We start from the raw sequence: 19436 nt of genomic DNA, 5'->3' as shown, positions 1-19436 counted from the left end.
AGTGAAACATAAAAAAATCTGCTAAATCCGCTAAATCTGCGGGAAGTAATTTAAAATTTATCCCGCAGATTTGGCAGATTTAGCAAATTCCGTAGCTGCCGAAAATTGATTTTCCATTAATTATGGCGAAGAACCAAAAAACTTTATTTAATCGCTTTTTTAAAGCTTTTCCGAAAAGAGAGACTTTTCTGTATGCTCAGGAATTAAGAGCGATTTTTCGAAATCATAAAAACTAATTTTCTGGTTGTTAAAAAACTTCAGTTTAATTTAGCTATTTTAGATTCCGCCAAAAAATAAAACTAACAATCTAACCACCAAAAAATATTTTTATGAGTTTAACTTTTAATGAAATCAAACCAAAAAAACATTATGAAATTTTAGACGGACTGCGTGGAGTAGCAGCTATTTTAGTAGTTGCATTTCATGTTTTCGAAACATTTGCATTAGGAAACCGTTTTAAACAAATTATCAATCACGGTTATCTTGCCGTAGATTTCTTTTTCCTGTTATCCGGATTTGTTGTAGCCTATGCGTATGATGACCGTTGGGAAAAAATGACGCAATGGGAATTTTACAAAAGACGTTTAATCCGCTTGCAGCCTATGGTGATTATGGGAATGATCATTGGGGCAGCTTTGTATTATTTTCAGGCTTCGGATAATTTGTTCCCGGAAATTGCCGGAATGCCGGTATGGAAATTACTGTTAGTGATGCTAATTGGATTTACACTGATTCCTGTTCCTCCATCAATGGATATTAGAGGCTGGAGTGAAATGCATCCGCTTGACGGGCCCGCCTGGTCACTTTTTTTCGAATATATTGCCAATATTTTATACGCTTTGTTATTCCGTAAATTTTCAAATAAAGTACTTGGTATTTTTGTTTTACTATTTGCCGGAATGCTGATTAATTACACTGTTTTGGGACCAAAAGGCGATGTCATTGGCGGATGGTCGTTAAATCTTGAACAAATGAATATCGGTTTTACACGTTTGTTGTATCCTTTCTTTGCCGGAATTTTACTTTCCCGTTTAGGAAAATTAATCCATATAAAAGGAGCTTTTTGGGTATGTAGCTTATTAATTGCAATTGTTTTGGCGATTCCGAGAATTGGAGACGAAAACAGTCTTTGGATGAATGGTCTGTATGAATCTTTTTGTATTATTCTTGTGTTTCCTCTGATCGTATCAATTGGTGCCGGAGGCGAAATAAAAAATCAATTATCACTTAAAATCTGTAAAGCTTTGGGCGATATTTCATACCCGCTTTACATTATACATTATCCTTTGATTTATTGGTATTCTGCCTGGGTTGTAGATAATAAAATTTTATTAGCGGATGGGTATTTAGTAGGAATAGGAGTTTTAGTTATGAGTATAATCATCGCTTTTTTATGTTTGAAATTATATGATGAACCGGTTAGAAATTGGCTCCAGAATAAATTCCAAAAACGTAAAGTTGTTGTTGCAGAATAAAAAATATTCGATTTGAATTTTATAACTTTAAGAGATATTAAAAAAGGGATGAACATATTTGTCATCCCTTCTTTTTAATATAAAAATTTCTACAGATTTATTCTAAAACCAATGCTCCCAAGGCTTCTTTGCTAAAACCTTTTAATTCAGTAGTTTTTCCGGCTTTAATTTTAGCCACCCAGTTTGGATCTGACAAAAGAGGTCTTCCAACGGCAACCAAATCAAAATCACCTCTGTCGAAACGTCTGTTTAATTCTTCCAAAGAAGTTGGCTCAGAACTTTCTCCTGCAAATGCACCAAAGAAATCACTTGAAAGACCAACAGATCCTACTGTGATGGTTGGAGCTCCTGTAACTTTTTTAGCCCATCCGGCAAAGTTAAGGTCAGAATCTTCGAACTCAGGTTCCCAGAAACGTCGCTGAGAACAGTGTAAAATATCAACTCCCGCATCAACAAGAGGTGTAAGCCAGGCTTCTAATTCCTGTGGATTTTTTGCCAGTTTATAATTGTAATCAGAAGGTTTAAATTGAGAGAATCGCATAATCACGGCAAAATCATTACCCACTTGTTTTCTGATTTCCTTGACTACTTCAATAGCAAAACGATTACGCTCCGGTAAAGTTTTTCCACCATAAATATCGTCACGCAAATTGGTTTCAGCTCTAAAAAACTGGTCAATCAAATACCCGTGTGCACCATGAATTTCAATGGTATCAAAACCTAATCTTTTTGCATCAGCTGCAGCTTTTCCAAAAGCTAGAATTGTTTCTTCGATATCTTTTTCAGACATTGTATTTCCATTACTGAAATCAGGTCTGTTTAATCCTGACGGACCTTCAAAAGGTACTGGAGGAACCCATCCGGAGTGATGATTATCCATAATTCCCATGTGCCAGATTTGCGGTCCCATAGAACCACCGGCTGTATGCACTTCATCAATAACTTTTTCCCATCCTTTTAAAGCTTCGCCATAAAAGTGAGGTACGTTTGCATCGTTTGATGATGAAGGTCTGTCAATAACAGTTCCTTCAGATAATATTAACCCAACTTCACCCTCGGCTCTTTTTTGGTAATAAGCAGCGACTTCATCAGTTGGAATTCCGTTTGGAGAGAATGAGCGCGTCATTGGCGCCATTACGATTCGGTTTTTTAGATTTAACGTTTTTAAGTTAAATGGAGAAAACAGGTTGTTTGTACTCATAGTAATTTACAAATTAGATTGAATTAATTTACTGAGTGCTTCAAAGGCACCTTCGTTGCGTTTGTAGTAGGTCCATTGTCCAACACGTTTAGATTCTATAAATCCTGCACGTTGCAAAATAGACAAGTATTCAGAAACTGTAGATTGTGTAAGACCTGCTTTGGCTTGAATTTGCCCAACACAAACCCCATGTTCAAATCCTGCAGTAATTTGATCCGGGAAGTTGAGTTCAGGTTCTTTTAGCCATTCCAGCATTTGTAATCTGGACTTGTTAGACAATGCCTTAAAAATTTCAATTTGTTCCATGATGCAAATATATCGACTTTTCCCGATATGTCAATTAATTAAAAATAATTTTACGATTAGTGTATTTGGATTAGAATAAATAAAAGTTGTTAACTCTGTTGAGAAGTGGAATATTCACTTCCAAAAAGAGAGTGTTGCGCTTCACAGAAAATGCATAATTATGGACATAAGCATTCAATATATTCGGTAAAGGCATTTTCCAAAGTTTAGATATCAATCCTGCATTTGCATGATATTTATTATTTGAAAAGGTATAAAGCAAGAAATTAAAGATTGATATGAATCCGCATACTTCTTTGCTTTTACAAAATAAGAAGTATGCAGAACCCTCTTATAAATCATTATGTTGTAAATTTAATTATTAAAGAGCAAAACCTTCAAATTATTTAATTTCCTGCCATTTACCTTCTATAAAATCTGCAGAACGTTTGCCTCTGCTGCTTTTATCATCATTATAAGATAAAAAAACGCTTACTGTGCCTTTTTTGGTGTCTATGACCTGGCTTACTGTTACACCGTCTTTTTCTATCCAGTTTAGAAAAAACTGAGATTCTCCAATTTTTTTATAGCTTACATTCTCATCTCCTTCGGCTGTTTTTCCCGACTCATCTCTTGTTTTCCAGTGCAGACTTTTCTCGGATGTATAATATACTTCAGCTTCAAATTCCGGATAAATTAGTTTTGCTTTTTTACCTGTTAAGGAAGCTGTTTCAATATTTATATCTTTTACAGATTCTGTAACTTCTGCTTTATCTGACTTTTGATTACAAGAAACAGTACTTATTGTAATAAAGGCTAAAAGGGTAATTAATTTTAGATTCATTTTGAGTTGTTTTAAAGTTAAATTTAAATTTAATTTTTAAAGGATAAATTTTATCAAATAAGAGACCTGCAACTTTATTGTATCGCATCATTTACAAGCTGACTGTCAACAAACTGCTCAAAACTGATGATTTTACCTTCTTTAAGTTTCCAGATATGAACCACCCTCGCTTCAAATGATTTTCCTGTAATTTTATAGGTTCCGCTATAAGTGCCATAGGCTGCAACTTTATCTTCATGCCAAATATAATCTTCAGGCGTAAATTTATAATCGATCCATTCACTTCCCAATCTGGCAAAAACATTTTTAAAAATACTTTCTAACCCAATATAAGTTCCTGCATAGGGAAAACCTTTGGCTTCTGTCCATGAAATTTCATCGGCAGCGAATGCCGACAGATTTTTGCCATTTTCTTCCGAGGTTTTTCCTTCGTAAGTGCTTTTTATAATTTCAAGATTTGTCATTGCTGTTCTGTTTTAAAAACAGCCTGTCAATATTTTTTTATATGTCAGGCTGTATCTGTTATTTACCATTTCATTTCTCCTGTATTTACTTTTGCTCCAATCGCCAGTGCAGTTTCGAAAGTAAGTCCCGGATATTGAGTTTTCACAGCCTGAATTAAATCCTCAGAAGTTTTATTTACTTTTAATGCTTCTTCATAAAATTGAATATATTCTTTTGTGTGATTTACGGCAGAAATATCAAATGGCGAATTGGTGTCTGCATGCGCCGGAATAACAATTTTAGGATTCAGAGCTGTGATCTGGTCTAAAACCGAAATCCAGCTGTTTCTCGCTTCGCTTGTCTGTGCATCTGCCATCCAGAGATTAAATGTAGTTCCAAAAATAGTAATGCCGCCAAGAACTGCTTTTATAGACGGAATCCAGATAAAAGTTTTATTTGGAAAAGATTCCAGACCTTTGATTTCTAATTTATGACCTTCTAATTCAATGCTGTTTCCTTTTAAAACCTGAGGAAGAATAACATTTGATGTAATTTTATTTCCTAATCTTTCGCCCCAGACTTCTAATTTTTTTTGAGCAGTTGTTTTAATATGCTCTACTGTTGCAGGCGAAGCGTAAGCAGTAACTTCCGGGAAATACTTTTTAAAAATTTCCAATCCAAAATAAAAATCAGGATCGCCGTGAGAAACAAAAATAGTGGTCAGTTTTTTGCCACTGTTTTTAATTTCTTCAGCCACAATTTCGGCTTCAGCCAAAGTAAATTGGGCATCGATCAAAACGGAATCATTTTTTCCTGAGATAATTACAGAGGCAACGCCAAAACTATTTTCTGATGCATTAAAAACTTTCAGATTCAGATCTTCAGCTTCAATATTTTTAAATTTTTTTTCTTGTGATTCCATAGTATATAAAAATTAAAATAGTAATAAAAGTGATGTGATAATTGTCTTTTTACAGCAAATAAAACAATGCAAATATGAAGCCTTATACGGTCTCAAAACATTAAACTAGTTTAATAAAAGCAGTGCATCAATTTGTTTTGTAATATTTTCAAAAGAAGCGTAACCTTGTTCCAGGATATATAATTTATCGTCTTTTTGTGCCAGTAAAGTAGGATATGAACCTGTATATTGATTCGCTAAAGCAAATGTCTGCTGTGTTTCTTTTTTTAATTCTTCGCCGTGAAATGCTTTTAAAAATTCTGTTTTATCCAAATCGAGCTTATCGCAGATTTCCAGATAAGTCTGATCGGTATTTAAATCTTTACCCTGCCAGTATCTTGCTTTTTGAACTTCAATTGTAAAAGGAATAACTTTTGAAGTCCATAATTTAGTTACCGTTACAATAGCTCTTGAAGGAACTTCGCTGTCAAGAATAATATCTTCATTTTCTATAAAATTGAAATAATCTTTTCCAAATTCGGTTCCTGTAATCTGCTGTATCTGCGGATCGTGTTTTTTGATATAAGCGGCTATATGTTTAGATTGTTTTCGGGCATTTGTACCAGTCCACATTCCGGCAGGCAGAACATCAATATCAAACTTATCTTTATATTTTTCGTGCAGTTTTGCGGTATTTGTACTGTTACCATAACACCAGCCGCAAAGGGGATCCATTATATAAATTAATTTCATTTTTTTAAACTTAATGATTAAATTCTTATGCAAAGATGTGATCAAATCGATCTCCAAAACATTAAAGTAGTTTAATAAATATTTTATTGAGGCTGTTTGTTTAAAGTAATTTTCTTTCGGATGTTGCTCAGAAAAACATTGGTAATTCCCAGATAAGCTGCTATTTGAATATTGGATAAACGCTGCGCGATCTGTGGATATTTTTCTAAAAATTCTATATAACGTTTTTCTGCTGTCTTGCTCAGGTTATCTATCATTCTGCGCTGCAGGGCTACATGTGTTTTCTGCGTCATGATCCTGAATAATTTTTCAATCTGGGGTATGCTCGAATAAGCAGACTCTTTATCTTTTTTGGAGATGATTAATACCTCACTGTCTTCGAGCGCTTCTATAAAAAGCTGCGAAGGAATTTCATTAGTGAAACTGTCTATATCTGTTATCCACCAGTTTTCAGCTGCAAAATAGAGAATCTGTTCAAAACCATTCTGATCGATATGGTAAACCCGAAAAAGCCCTTTGGTAACAAAACCTTCAAATTTGCAGATCTCTCCTTCCCTGAGCAGAAAACTTTTTCGGGAAACTGTTTTATGCTCAAACAAATCACAGAATGCTCCTATTTCTGATTCTGAAAGTGAAATGTGCGAGTTGATATTTTTGCTGAGTAAATCTGTCATTTTCGGTTTGGATAAAAAGAATTAAAGTTAAAAAAAATATTTCTTTACTAGCTTCATTACAAACTCCCTGTTCAAAATTTATTGACAGGCAGAGCATGAAGGCGCATCTCTTTTGAATATGAACCGAAATTGTCTCAATCCTCTTTGGTGTGAAATTTTTAGTAAAAGATGGCGTGTAGGTTATTAGAGATCAAATTATTGGGTTATGAGAGTTAGATTTTCTGACTACAAATAAAGCAATTACGAAAATCAGTTGTACTCATAACTTTTCTGTGCACTCTAATTTTGTGAGGTTTTTAAAGTAACGGTAACCATCTCGATGGCAGTTTATGGGATCAATTTATGACAAACAATCTGTTTTCAGAAAATATAATGATTAATTTTCAGCCATTCTTTACAATCATTAGTCCAAAACTGACTGGTATCTTTTACTCCCAAGCCAAAACCATGACCGCCAATTTCATAAATATGTAATTCGGCAGGGATATTTTTTCTCTTTAAACCCAAATAATAATTGATACTGTTTTCGGGTAAAACAGCACTGTCATCTGAAGCATGTACTAAAAAAGTTGGGGGTGTTTGCGGTGTAATTTTTTTATCGTTCGAAAAATTATCAATAAGTGCCTGCGACGGATCTTTACCTAATAAATTAGTTTGTGAACCTTTGTGAGTTATGTTATTTTCCATTGATATCACAGGATAAATCAGTATTGAAAAGTCTGGTCTTGCACTAGTGTTAAAATTTGATTCATATACTTTGTCATCAAAATGTGTTGCCAGAGTTGATGCTAAATGTCCCCCGGCAGAGAATCCTATTGTGCCAATTTTTTTCGGATCAATGTTCCATTTTACGGCATTAGACCTCATATAACGAATAGCTTCCTGAGCATCTTGCAAGGGACCAACAGATTTGTTTTTCATGATTAAATCGCTGGGTAATCTATATTTTAAAACAAAGGCAGTGATTCCTAAAGTATTTAACCATTCAGCTACTTTAGTTCCTTCTTTGTCCATTGATAAATGCGAATATCCGCCGCCGGGAAAAATAAGAACTGCAGTCTGATTGGATTTTGCTTCTTTTGGAAGAAAAACACTTAATGTTGGAACAGTAACGAAGCTTGTTCGTTGAATTTTGCCTTCTTTTAGATCTTCTTTTTCTTTGTAATCAGGGGCGTTAATTTCATCAGGTATTTTATTCCAAAGAGGTAAAATTTCATTTTGAGAATGTAAATTAGTGATGATTCCAAATAGTGAAAAAGATAAATACAAGCTCTTTTTTAATTTAATTTCTGCAAATGTTTTCAAATTTAATAGGTGTTAGATTTTTAAATACTTAAGTACTCCATGAGTATTGTATGATTAGTTGAGGTATAATTTAAAGAAGAGATTTTTTGTTGAGAAATCAATAATAAAAAATCTCAATAAGAGGTTTTATGTGTTATTATATCAATGTTTTAAAAGAATTTTTAACTGGGTTTGATTTAACAAAAGTATTATTTATTATGTAATATTATATCTGTTTTTTTACTATATATGTTTAATTTGTGGCGTGAAATAATTTTTTAAGTAATTTATTTGGAATATAAGTATTTAAACTTATATTTGTGCAATCGATTACATTATTCGGTTTCTGTTGTAATTAATTTATTTTTGAAATTTTTTAATTTAACAACGAAATCGATTTACATAAAATGTAGAAACATTAGTTTTTAAATTAATTTAAAGGTTTTTTATAACCAAAACAAACATAGTTACTATGAGTCAAACCAACAAATCTATTGGAAATTATCGCTGGAGTATTTGCGCATTGTTGTTTTTTGCAACAACCATTAATTATTTAGACAGACAAGTTCTTTCGTTGACGTGGAGCGATTTTATTGCGCCAGAATTTCACTGGACGAATAATGATTATGGAAACATTACTGCGTTGTTTTCTATTTTTTATGCTGTTTCTTTATTGTTTGCAGGAAGATTTGTGGATTGGCTGGATACTAAAAAAGGATTTTTATGGGCTATTGGAATATGGTCTTTAGGAGCGTGTTTACATGCATTTTGTGGTATTGCAACTTCAGGTATTATCACAGGAGACTGGTTTGTAGGTTTTGAAGGTGCAAAAGATGCAATTCATACAGTAAATGACACAGCATTGGTAATTAATGTGAGTGTTACCCTGTTTATTTTTGCACGTTTTGTTTTGGCTGTTGGAGAAGCCGGGAATTTTCCTGCTGCAATTAAAACCACTGCCGAATATTTTCCTAAAAAAGACAGAGCATTTTCAACCAGTATATTTAATGCCGGAGCAACAGTAGGAGCTTTGGCTGCGCCTATTACTATTCCTTTCATTGCTAAGGCTTTTGGTTGGGAAATGGCATTTATTATCATTGGAGCTTTAGGTTTTGTGTGGATGGGATTTTGGGTTTTTATGTATGACAAGCCTGAGAAACACCCAAAAGTTAACGCTGCAGAATTAGCTTATATTCAACAAGATGATATTGCAGACAGTAAAATAGCAGGTTATGTGCCTGAAACCAAAACAAAGGTTTCTCTTGCTGATTGTTTTAAATACAAACAAACCTGGGCTTTTGCTTTTGGTAAATTCATGACAGATGGTGTTTGGTGGTTCTTCTTGTTCTGGACTCCTGCTTATTTAAGTTCGGTTTACGGAATGGATTCTACAGAAGCTGCCTTGCCCTTATTTGTTTTATACATGATTACTTTATTATCAATTATTGGAGGATGGCTTCCAACTTATTTTGTTGAAAAGAAAGGTATGAATCCTTATGAAGGAAGAATGAGAGCGATGCTGATTTTTGCATTCTTTCCGTTATTAGCTTTAATCGCACAGCCTTTAGGGTATATCAGTTACTGGATTCCGGTAATCATTATCGGTATTGCCGGAGCAGCTCACCAATCATGGTCTGCTAATATTTTTACAACTGTAGGGGATATGTTTCCTAAAAAAGCAATCGCAACCATTACAGGTATTGGAGGTTTAGCCGGGGGTATTGGTTCTACTTTGATTAATAAAGGATCAGGATTACTGTTTGATTACAGTAAAGATACAAATATGTCATTTATGGGCTTTGAGGGTATTGAAGCCGGATATTTTATTATTTTTTCAATCTGTGCTGTTTGTTATTTAACAGGCTGGATTGTTATGAAATCTTTAGTGCCGAAATATGCACCTATTACAGATCTTTAAAAAGATTTATGCTGACTAGACTAACCAACCAAACCAACCGAAATTATGAACCAAACCAACGCAGCGATAGGGAAATATCGCTGGACAATATGTAGCCTCGTTTTTTTTGCTACTACCGTAAATTATTTAGATCGAAATGTAATCAGTTATCTAAGACCTTTTTTGGCAGAGGCTTTTCATTGGACTCCGGAACAAGAGGTAATAGATTATTCTAATATTGAATTGGCATTTAAAATTGCCTATGCATTTGGAATGCTGGTTGCAGGTGGAGTTATTGATAAACTAGGTACAAAATTAGGTTATGCAATCGCAACGGGTTTATGGAGTTTAGCAGCGGTTGGTCATGCATTTGCAACGGGTACAGGAGGATTTATAATTGCGCGAATATTTTTAGGAATTACAGAGGCAGGGAATTTTCCTGCGGCTATAAAAGCTACAGCCGAATGGTTTCCTCAAAAAGAGCGTGCTTTGGCAACAGGAATCTTTAATTCGGGAAGTAATATTGGAGCTATAATTGTTCCGTTATCGGTGCCTTTTATTGCTGAAAATTATGGCTGGCAATGGGCTTTCATTGCTACCGGAATTATCGGTTTTGTATGGCTGGCCTTGTGGTTTGTTTTATATGAAGTACCCGAAAAGCAAAAACGTTTGTCGCAAGCAGAATTTGAATATATTAATGCTGATAAAACTGATGTAATTGAAGCAGAAGATACAGAGAAGGTTTCTTGGTTTAAATTGTTGACTTTTCGTCAAACCTGGGCTTTTGCAATTGGAAAATTATTAACAGATCCTATTTGGTGGTTTTATTTATTCTGGTTGCCTGATTTCCTGATGAAACAATACAAACTTTCGGCTACTGAAATTATTTGGCCATGTGCATTGGTTTATGTGATTGGAAGTATTGGAAGTGTTTTTGGAGGCTGGCTTCCATTAAAATTAATTGAAAAAAACTGGCCTGCTTATAAAGCTCGTAAAACAAGTATGTTGTTGTATGCATTTGCTGTCTTGCCTGTATTGTTTTCTCAATATTTAGGAACTATTAATATGTGGTTGGCTGTTTTGGTTATTGGGTTAGCAGTTTCAGCGCATCAGGCCTGGAGTGCTAATATTTTTACAACAGTATCTGATATGTTTCCTAAAAAAGCAACTGCATCAGTTACCGGAATAGGGGGTATGTTTGGAGCTGTCGGTGGATTTTTACTTACTTTAGTGGTGCAAAAAAATATGTTTGTTTACTATACTAAATTAGGTAAAATTGAAACAGGTTACTTTATTATGTTTTGTATCTGCGGAGCTGCTTATTTATTAGCCTGGCTTATCATGCATATTTTAGTTCCAAGAATGAAAAAGGTAGAAGTGTAGATATTACACAAATAAATTTTCATTTGTATTATGATATTTAAATATAAAAATATAATTTTGTGCAATCGATTACATTAAATAAAAATTATGACAAAATATAGTTCAAGATACGCATCAAGCCCGGAAGCCGTAAAAAAATATGATACTCAGGAATTAAGAAATGAGTTTCTGATTGATGATTTGATGCAGGAAGATGAAGTGGTACTGGTTTATTCTCATTATGACAGATATATTACAGGTTCTGCGGTTCCTGTAAAAGGAGATTTAGCTTTAGAAACTATTGATCCGCTAAAAGCACCTTATTTTTTAGAGCGAAGAGAATTAGGGATTATTAATGTTGGAGGAAGTGGTTCTGTTGTTGTTGAAGGAACATCTTATGAGTTGGGTTTTAAAGATGCTTTGTATATCGGAAGCGGTAATAAAGAAGTGATTTTTAAAAGTGATGATAAAAATAATCCGGCAAAATTTTATTTAAATTCGGCTCCTGCACATACTAATTATCCAATTGTAAAAGTAAGTTTGGAAGAAGCTAATAAATTACAATTAGGAACGATGGAAACTGCAAATCATCGTACCGTAAACCAAATGATTATTGGAAGTGTAGTGACTACTTGTCAATTACAGATGGGTATGACAGAATTGCGTCCGGGAAGCGTTTGGAATACAATGCCGGCACACGTACACGATCGTCGTATGGAAGTTTATTTCTATCTTGATATTCCGGAAAATCAAGCGGTTTGTCACTTCATGGGGCAGCCACAGGAAACAAGACATATCTGGATGAACAATCATCAGGCAGTTATTTCTCCGCCTTGGTCTATTCACTCGGGTTCTGGAACAAGTAATTATACTTTTATCTGGGGGATGGCAGGTGAAAACTTAGATTATGGAGATATGGATGTTTGTAAAATCACAGATTTAAGATAAGAATCATGATAGATTTATTTGATATAAAAGGAAAAGTTGCCCTTATCACAGGAAGTACTCACGGATTGGGAATGGCAATGGCAAAAGGATTAGGTCAGGCCGGTGCAACAATTGTGGTAAACGGAAATTCTTCTCAGCAAAAAATTGATGATGCTGTGGCAGCACTTCAAAGTGAAGGAATCAATGCGGTTGGTTATAAATTTAATGTAACGGAAGAAGAAGAGGTTAAATCAGCTGTTGCTAAAATTGAAAGCGAAGTTGGGCCAATTGCTATTTTAATTAACAATGCCGGAATTATCAAAAGAATTCCTTTGTTGGAAATGGAAGTTGCTGACTTTAGAGAAGTAATCGATATTGATCTGGTAAGTCCTTTTATTGTTTCAAAACATGTTGCAAAAGGAATGATCGAAAGAAGACAGGGAAAGATTATCAACATTTGCTCGATGATGAGCGAATTAGGACGTAATACTGTTTCTGCTTACGCTGCTGCAAAAGGAGGTTTGAAAATGCTGACTAAAAACATGGCTACAGAATGGGCAAAATATAATGTTCAGATTAACGGAATCGGACCGGGTTATTTTGCTACAGAACAAACAAAACCTATCAGAGTTGACGGACATCCGTTTAATGATTTTATCATTAGCAGGACTCCTGCTGCAAAATGGGGAGATCCGGGAGATTTAGCCGGTGCAGCAATATTTTTATCTTCCAAGGCCAGTGATTTTGTTAACGGTCACATTTTATATGTTGATGGCGGAATCCTTGCTACAATTGGAAAACCATCAAACGAAGATTAATTTTCTATTATATTAAAAGACATGAGCTCTAATAAAACTTTCATAAACGATAATTTTTTACTTGAAAATAAATACGCTGAAGAATTATATCATAATTACTCCAAAAATCAGCCTATTATTGATTATCACAATCACTTAAATCCACAGTTTATTGCCGAAGATAAAATTTTCGACAACATTACAAATGTTTGGATTAACGGTGATCACTACAAATGGCGTGCAATGCGTACATTAGGAGTAAATGAACAATTTATTACAGGAAATGGTGCTGATAAAGATAAGTTCTTAAATTGGGCAAAAACAGTTCCGTATACAATGCGTAATCCTTTGTATCACTGGACGCACTTAGAGTTGGCCCGTTATTTTGATATTTATGAGCTGCTGAATGAAAAATCAGCAGAAAGAATATATGAAGAAGCTTCTGCAAAAGTAAATTCGGCAGAATACAGCACACGCAACTTACTTAAAAAAGTAAATGCAGAGCTGGTTTGTACTACAGAAGACCCAATTGATACTTTAGAGTTTCATCAAAAATTAAACAGTAATCCTTTTGAAACTAAAATGAGTACGGCTTTCAGGCCTGACAAAGCCATTTTAATAGAAAATGAGGGTTATAATGCTTATCTGGACACGTTGGGGGACGTGTCCGGAGTAGCAATTAATACGTATGCTGATTTACGTGATGCGCTTAGAAAAAGAATTGACTTTTTTAATGCAAACGGATGTAAATTAAGTGATCACGGTTTGGATCAGATTTATTTTGAAAATTTTACTGAAGCAGAAGTAAATGCCATTTTCAAAAAGAAAAGAGAAAACCAAACAATTACTCCGGAGGAAGCGTTGAAATTTCAAAGTGCTGTCTTATTGTTTTTATCTGAAACGTATCATGAATTGGGATGGGTTCAGCAATTTCACTTAGGAGCCTTACGTAACAATAATGCACGTATGCACAGAATTTTAGGACCTGATACAGGATGGGATTCTATTGGAGATTATCCACAGGCTCAAAAATTATCTGCTTTCTTAAATGCGTTAGACAGTAAAGATAAATTAACAAAAACGATTATTTATAACTTAAATCCTGCTGATAACGAAGTAATGGCTACCATGATTGGTAACTTTAATGACGGAAGTGTGAGAGGAAAAGTACAGTTTGGATCAGGATGGTGGTTCTTGGATCAAAAAGACGGTATGACCAAACAATTAAACGCCCTTTCAAACATGGGATTGATTAGCTGTTTTGTTGGAATGCTGACAGATTCAAGAAGTTTCTTATCTTTCCCAAGACATGAATATTTCAGACGTATTCTTTGTAATCTTTTAGGAGATGAAATTCAGAGAGGAGAACTTCCTGCTGATATGGAATGGATTGGAAAAATGGTTTCTGATATTTCCTATAACAATGCAAAAGAATATTTTAAATTTTAATTATTTAAGAATTGTAAAATTGAAAGATTGTAAAATTGAAAGATTTAAAGATTGAAGAATTCAACGATTAAACCCTTCAATGATTCAGCAATTAAACGATTCAACGAATAAATGTTTAAACAATAATATAATATGAGTAAAGTAGTTGCATTTGGCGAAATAATGTTGCGTTTTTCAACTGAAAGACATTTGCGTTTTTCTCAGTCTACAGCATTTACGGCATCTTACGGTGGTGGTGAGTTTAATGTTTGTGTTTCTTTGGCAAATTATGGTCTTAACGCTGAATTTGTAACAAGATTGCCCGAAAACGAAATTGGTTACTGTGCAGTACAGGAGATGCGAAAAATGAATGTTGAATCTAAAAGTATTGTTTACGGCGGAGAACGTTTAGGAACTTATTATTTAGAAACAGGAGCAGGAACCAGAGGGAGTAATGTGGTGTACGATCGTGCACACAGCTCGATGGCAACGATTCAAAAAGGCGATGTTGATTGGAAGAAAGTACTAAAAGGAGCTACATGGTTTCATTTTAGCGGAATATCGGCAGCTATTTCACAAAGTGCAGCAGAAGCCTGTCTGGAAGCGGTTCAGGTAGCACATGAATTAGGATTGACTATTTCATGTGATTTGAATTACCGATCAAAATTATGGCAATACGGTAAAACGCCAAGCGAAGTTATGCCTGAGTTATTAAAATACAGTCACGTTATTTTAGGAGATATTGATACAGCGTATTTTATGTTGGGAATTCCTAAAGTAAATCCTGATTATAAAGACGAGAAATCATTACCGGCTTTATATTCTAAGTTGTATGAGCTTTGTCCGGACTTAAAAACGGTGGCAACTACATTGCGTTATTCGGTTAGTGCTTCTCACCAAAGAATTGGAGGAGTTTTATTTGACGGAAAAACAATTTTTAATGCCGCTGTACAGGAAGTAACGCCTGTAATTGACAGAGTAGGTAGTGGTGATGCATTTATGGGAGGATTAATCTACGGATTAGTTGAATATAAAGAAGATAAACAAAAAGCATTAGATTTTGCAGTAGCGGCTTGTTGCTTAAAACATACTATTGCCGGAGATTATAATTTAGTTACGTTAAAAGAAGTTGAAAATATGGCTGGAGGAAACTCTGCCGGATTAGTATCAAGATAAATAAAAGTATGGCAAAGTATTCAAGAATTGAAGTAGCTCAGACGATGAATGACAACGGGATGGTTCCTTTGTTTTTTCATTCGGATATTGAAATCAGTAAAAAAGTATTAAAAGCCTGTTACGATGGTGGATCCAGATTAATGGAGTTTACCAGCAGAGGTGATTTTGCTTTTGAGGTTTTTGGAGCATTAAATAAATATGCCCTGGCAGAATTGCCTGGAATGATGTTGGGAGTTGGTTCTGTTACTGATGCTGCTGCAGCTTCATTATACATGCAGCTTGGTGCTAATTTTATTGTAACTCCTGTATTTAGAGAAGATATTGCAATAGCGTGTAACCGTAGAAAAGTGTTATGGTCTCCTGGTTGTGGAACGCTGACAGAAATTGCAAGAGCTGAAGAATTAGGCTGCGAAGTGGTAAAATTGTTTCCTGCTGATATTTATGGTCCGGAGTTTATTAAAGCAATAAAAGGACCATGCCCGTGGACGACTATTATGCCAACAGGAGGTGTTTATCCAACTGTAGAAAGTTTGTCTTCATGGTTAAATGCCGGTGCTACCTGCGTTGGCCTTGGTTCACAATTAATTTCAAAAGATTTGTTGGATAAGCAGGATTTTGAAGGATTAAAAAATAAAGTAAGCGATGTGTTAAACATCATAAAAGATATCAGAAAAAATAAATAAGGAATAATTAATTTGTTCCTTATTGTAAAGCAGTTTTTTTTAGAGTTTTAAAGGTTGTAATTGAACATTACGCTTGAAAAATAAAGTTTGTCACTCCTCACAGCAAACTTTATTTTAACATTTACAAGTGTAATGTTTCTTTTACAATAACAAAACAGGTAAGGGATTAATGAGGTTATTTATAACACTTTTAGAGAAGATTTAAAATGAAAAAATTAAATAGAGTAAATACAGGATTAGAAAAATTACAGCCTGTAAAAGTAGTTCAGTTTGGAGAAGGTAATTTTTTGAGAGCTTTCGTTGATTACGCTTTTCATAAACTAAATAAAGAAGTTGATTTTAATGCCGGTATTGCAATTGTTCAGCCATTGAAAGATGGTATGGTAAACATGATAAACGATCAGGATGGTCTTTATACTTTGTTTATGAATGGTATCAAAAAAGGTGAAAAAATACAAGATATCCAGTTAATTGATAACATTGTAAAAGCGATAAACCCATATAGTAATTTTGCTGATTATTTAGCTTTGGCTAAAGAAGAAGAACTTCAGTTTATTGTTTCAAATACTACCGAAGCCGGAATTGAATTTGTAGCTACTGATACTCCGGATATGCAGCCTCCAGCAGCATTTCCTGCAAAACTGACTGTTTTGTTGTATGAAAGATTCAAACATTTCAATGGAGATGCTTCAAAAGGTGTGACTATCATTCCTTGTGAATTAATTGATTACAATTCAGAAGCTTTGAAAAAATGTATCTTACAATATTGTGAATTATGGAAGTTGGAAGAAGCATTTGTAACTTGGGTATCTGATGCTTGTACGTATCACAGTACTTTGGTTGACAGAATTGTACCTGGGTATCCAAGAGCTGAAATTGAAGACTACAACAGTAAATTAGATTATCAGGATAATTTAATTGTGGCTGCTGAACCGTTCTTCCTTTGGGCTATTGAAGGTGGTGATGCTTTAAAAGAAAAGCTGCCTTTCCATAAAACAGATTTGAATGTAAAAATTGTTGACGATATTCGTCCATTCAAAATGATTAAAGTTCGTATTTTGAACGGAGCACATACTGCAATGGTTCCTGTTTCACTTTTATTTGGTAACAAATTAGTAATGGAAACAGTTAATGGAGGTTTTACCGGGCCGTTTGTAGATAATGTTATCAGTGAAATTAGTGAAACCCTTCCTATGGATAAAAACGAAATCACTGCTTATGCTGAAGAGGTAATGGATCGTTTTAAAAATCCATTTATCAAACATGCATTGGCTGATATTGCTTTAAACTCTATCTCAAAATTCAAAGTAAGAGTTTTACCAAGTTTATTAGGATATTATAATGAAAAGGCAAAACTTCCAACAAGTCTGACTTTTTCATTAGCTTGTTTGATCCAGTTTTATAAAGGAACATGGAACAATGAAGTATTGCCGGTAAAAGATACTCCGGAATTAGTTGAGGCATTTAAAAATGCATGGGAATTAGAAGCATTGGATGCAGTTGTGGCTAAAGTTTTGGCTAACATCGAGTTCTGGGGTGAAGATTTAACAAAAATTAACGGTTTATCTGAAGCATTAGTGGTAGCTTTAACTGAAATTGAAGCTAATGGAATTGAAAAAGGTTATGCTAATTTCAGCGCTAAAAACTAATTAAAACCTTTTTAAAATTATTATCATGCAAAAGAAATTAATAAAAGTAAATCCAATTGATAACGTAATTGTTGCTTTAACCGATTTGGTACAAAACGAACAAATTACATTTGAAGGAACTACAGTTTCACCAACAACTGATGTTAAAGCAAAACATAAAATTACAGAGAAAGATTTTGCAATTGGTGATGAAATTATAATGTACGGCGTTTTGGTAGGGAAAGCTGTACAACCTATAAAAAAAGGAGAAGTAATTACCACCGAAAATGTAAAACATCAAAGTGAAAAAGTTTTTGGTAAAAACGGAAATTTAGGTTGGACTCCACCAAATGTAGATCGTTGGAAAGACAAAACTTTCAACGGATACCACCGTGCAGATGGTCAGGTTGGTACCAAAAACGTTTGGCTATTTATTCCATTGGTTTTTTGTGAAAACAAAAATATCGAAAAACTGAAAGATATTTTTGAAAACGAATTACTACCAAAAAAAGAAGTTTCTTACAAAAACTTATTACGCTCTTTAATTGAAGAAAAAAGCGTAGAAGAAGTTGCTGAGAAAAATTCAAATGAAAACCTTTTAGATAATATCGAAGTAAAATTCATTAATCATCAAGGTGGTTGTGGTGGAATTCGACAAGATTCAGAATTGTTGGCAAAACTGCTTGCAGGATATGTAAACAATCCAAATGTTGCCGGTGCAACTGTTTTAAGTTTGGGTTGCCAAAACTTGCAAGTAGACATTTTCAAAAATGCATTGAAAGAAATGAGCCCGAATTGTGATAAAGAAATTTTGATCTATGAGCAACAACAAATTGGAACTACCGATCAAATGTTTCAAATGGTGATTAAAGATTCTTATGAAGCTATTAAAAGAGCCAATAAAATCGAACGTAAACCTGCTCCTGTTTCAAAAATAAGTATTGGTTTGGAATGTGGCGGATCCGACGGATTTTCAGGAATTTCTGCAAACCCGGCATTGGGAGTTGTTTCAGATATTTTCGCAGCTTTGGGAGGGAAAACCATTTTGGCAGAGTTTCCGGAATTATGTGGAGTTGAGCAAGAATTGATGAACCGATGTGTGGACGAAGAAAAAGCAGACAAGTTTTTATCTTTGATGAAAGCTTTTGAAAAATCAGTTGTAGATGCAGGTTCAGGCTTTGATATGAACCCATCACCGGGAAATATTAAAGACGGATTAATTACAGATGCCATGAAATCTGCCGGTGCATCTAAAAAAGGAGGAACTGCACCTATTGTAGATGTTTTGGATTACGGCGAATACATTTCAAAACCAGGTTTGAATCTTTTAAATACACCAGGAAATGACGCCGAATGTACCACAGGATTGGTTGGCGCGGGAGCAACAGTTGTTTTATTTACCACAGGTTTAGGAAATCCGATGGGGAATCCGGTTGCACCCGTTGTAAAAATTGCTTCAAACACGGCATTAACTAATAGAATGTCAGATATTATCGATTTCAATGCTGGAACTGTGATTACTGGTGAAAAAAACATAACCGAAGTTGGAGCAGAAATCGTAGATTATATTATAGAATTGGCAAGCGGAAACGTAGAAACAAAAGCAGATCAGCTGAAACAAGATGTATTTATTCCTTGGAAAAGAGGAGTTTCTTTATAAAATTTTCATCATATAAG

18 protein-coding genes are annotated in these 19436 nt (G+C 34.4%); 10 read left to right on the top strand and 8 right to left on the bottom strand.

Annotated features, from left to right (window positions below):
* Nucleotides 1-329: 329 nt before the first annotated feature.
* A complete protein-coding gene (locus FLV_RS08025; protein WP_243232697.1) occupies nucleotides 330-1475 on the top strand; it encodes an acyltransferase family protein in 1146 nt (381 codons plus the stop codon).
* A gap of 97 nt (nucleotides 1476-1572) precedes the next feature.
* Here the strand turns inward: FLV_RS08025 and FLV_RS08020 are convergent, their stop codons facing one another.
* From FLV_RS08020 to FLV_RS07985, 8 genes are all read right to left on the bottom strand, one after another.
* Nucleotides 1573-2676 (bottom strand): NADH:flavin oxidoreductase, encoded by a 1104-nt coding sequence (locus FLV_RS08020; protein ID WP_243232695.1) that lies wholly within the window; start codon nucleotides 2674-2676, stop codon nucleotides 1573-1575.
* A gap of 6 nt (nucleotides 2677-2682) precedes the next feature.
* A complete protein-coding gene (locus tag FLV_RS08015) occupies nucleotides 2683-2982 on the bottom strand; it encodes an ArsR/SmtB family transcription factor (RefSeq protein ID WP_243232693.1) in 300 nt (99 codons plus the stop codon).
* 382 nt (nucleotides 2983-3364) lie between these two features.
* Nucleotides 3365-3805 (bottom strand): MoaF-related domain-containing protein, encoded by a 441-nt coding sequence (locus tag FLV_RS08010; protein WP_243232692.1) that lies wholly within the window; start codon nucleotides 3803-3805, stop codon nucleotides 3365-3367.
* 74 nt (nucleotides 3806-3879) lie between these two features.
* On the bottom strand, nucleotides 3880-4269 hold the full coding sequence (locus FLV_RS08005) for a nuclear transport factor 2 family protein (RefSeq protein WP_243232691.1): 390 nt from the start codon (nucleotides 4267-4269) through the stop codon (nucleotides 3880-3882).
* Between the two features lie 62 nt (nucleotides 4270-4331).
* A complete protein-coding gene (locus FLV_RS08000) occupies nucleotides 4332-5171 on the bottom strand; it encodes an MBL fold metallo-hydrolase (RefSeq protein WP_243232690.1) in 840 nt (279 codons plus the stop codon).
* Between the two features lie 105 nt (nucleotides 5172-5276).
* Entirely contained in the window at nucleotides 5277-5903 is a 627-nt protein-coding gene (locus FLV_RS07995; RefSeq protein ID WP_243232689.1) for a DsbA family protein, read from the bottom strand.
* A gap of 83 nt (nucleotides 5904-5986) precedes the next feature.
* Complete coding sequence (locus tag FLV_RS07990; protein ID WP_243232688.1) at nucleotides 5987-6577, bottom strand: Crp/Fnr family transcriptional regulator; 591 nt, start codon at nucleotides 6575-6577, stop codon at nucleotides 5987-5989.
* Between the two features lie 360 nt (nucleotides 6578-6937).
* Complete coding sequence (locus FLV_RS07985; RefSeq protein ID WP_243232687.1) at nucleotides 6938-7882, bottom strand: alpha/beta hydrolase; 945 nt, start codon at nucleotides 7880-7882, stop codon at nucleotides 6938-6940.
* Between the two features lie 451 nt (nucleotides 7883-8333).
* On the opposite strand from FLV_RS07985, the gene FLV_RS07980 reads away from it, so the two are divergent.
* The 9 genes from FLV_RS07980 to FLV_RS07940 all read left to right on the top strand — a co-directional run bounded on the left by FLV_RS07980 (nucleotide 8334) and on the right by FLV_RS07940 (nucleotide 19419).
* Nucleotides 8334-9779: an MFS transporter gene (locus tag FLV_RS07980; RefSeq protein ID WP_243232686.1), complete on the top strand. Its 1446-nt coding sequence runs from the start codon at nucleotides 8334-8336 to the stop codon at nucleotides 9777-9779.
* 45 nt (nucleotides 9780-9824) lie between these two features.
* Nucleotides 9825-11141 carry an MFS transporter gene (locus FLV_RS07975; RefSeq protein WP_243232685.1) on the top strand — a complete coding sequence of 439 codons (1317 nt, stop codon included), beginning with the start codon at nucleotides 9825-9827 and terminating at the stop codon, nucleotides 11139-11141.
* Nucleotides 11142-11228: 87 nt separating this feature from the next.
* Entirely contained in the window at nucleotides 11229-12068 is an 840-nt protein-coding gene (gene kduI / locus FLV_RS07970) for a 5-dehydro-4-deoxy-D-glucuronate isomerase (protein ID WP_243232683.1), read from the top strand.
* Nucleotides 12069-12073: 5 nt separating this feature from the next.
* Nucleotides 12074-12865, top strand: a complete 792-nt coding sequence (locus FLV_RS07965) for a gluconate 5-dehydrogenase (protein ID WP_243232681.1) — start codon at nucleotides 12074-12076, stop codon at nucleotides 12863-12865.
* 21 nt (nucleotides 12866-12886) lie between these two features.
* Nucleotides 12887-14293: a glucuronate isomerase gene (uxaC, locus tag FLV_RS07960; protein WP_243232680.1), complete on the top strand. Its 1407-nt coding sequence runs from the start codon at nucleotides 12887-12889 to the stop codon at nucleotides 14291-14293.
* A 132-nt stretch (nucleotides 14294-14425) separates the two neighbouring features.
* Nucleotides 14426-15448 (top strand): sugar kinase, encoded by a 1023-nt coding sequence (locus FLV_RS07955; protein ID WP_243232679.1) that lies wholly within the window; start codon nucleotides 14426-14428, stop codon nucleotides 15446-15448.
* A gap of 8 nt (nucleotides 15449-15456) precedes the next feature.
* Nucleotides 15457-16131, top strand: coding sequence for a bifunctional 4-hydroxy-2-oxoglutarate aldolase/2-dehydro-3-deoxy-phosphogluconate aldolase (locus FLV_RS07950; protein WP_243232677.1), 675 nt, complete (start codon nucleotides 15457-15459; stop codon nucleotides 16129-16131).
* Nucleotides 16132-16337: 206 nt separating this feature from the next.
* Nucleotides 16338-17780 carry a tagaturonate reductase gene (locus tag FLV_RS07945; protein WP_243232668.1) on the top strand — a complete coding sequence of 481 codons (1443 nt, stop codon included), beginning with the start codon at nucleotides 16338-16340 and terminating at the stop codon, nucleotides 17778-17780.
* Between the two features lie 25 nt (nucleotides 17781-17805).
* Nucleotides 17806-19419, top strand: coding sequence for a UxaA family hydrolase (locus tag FLV_RS07940; protein WP_243232666.1), 1614 nt, complete (start codon nucleotides 17806-17808; stop codon nucleotides 19417-19419).
* The last annotated feature ends 17 nt before the right edge of the window (nucleotides 19420-19436 follow it).

The sequence above is a fragment of the Flavobacterium pectinovorum genome (assembly GCF_022802975.1).
Classification (GTDB): Bacteria; Bacteroidota; Bacteroidia; order Flavobacteriales; family Flavobacteriaceae; genus Flavobacterium; species Flavobacterium pectinovorum_B.
Note: the sequence above shows the minus strand (reverse complement) of the source record. Positions and strands in the feature narration are given on the sequence as shown.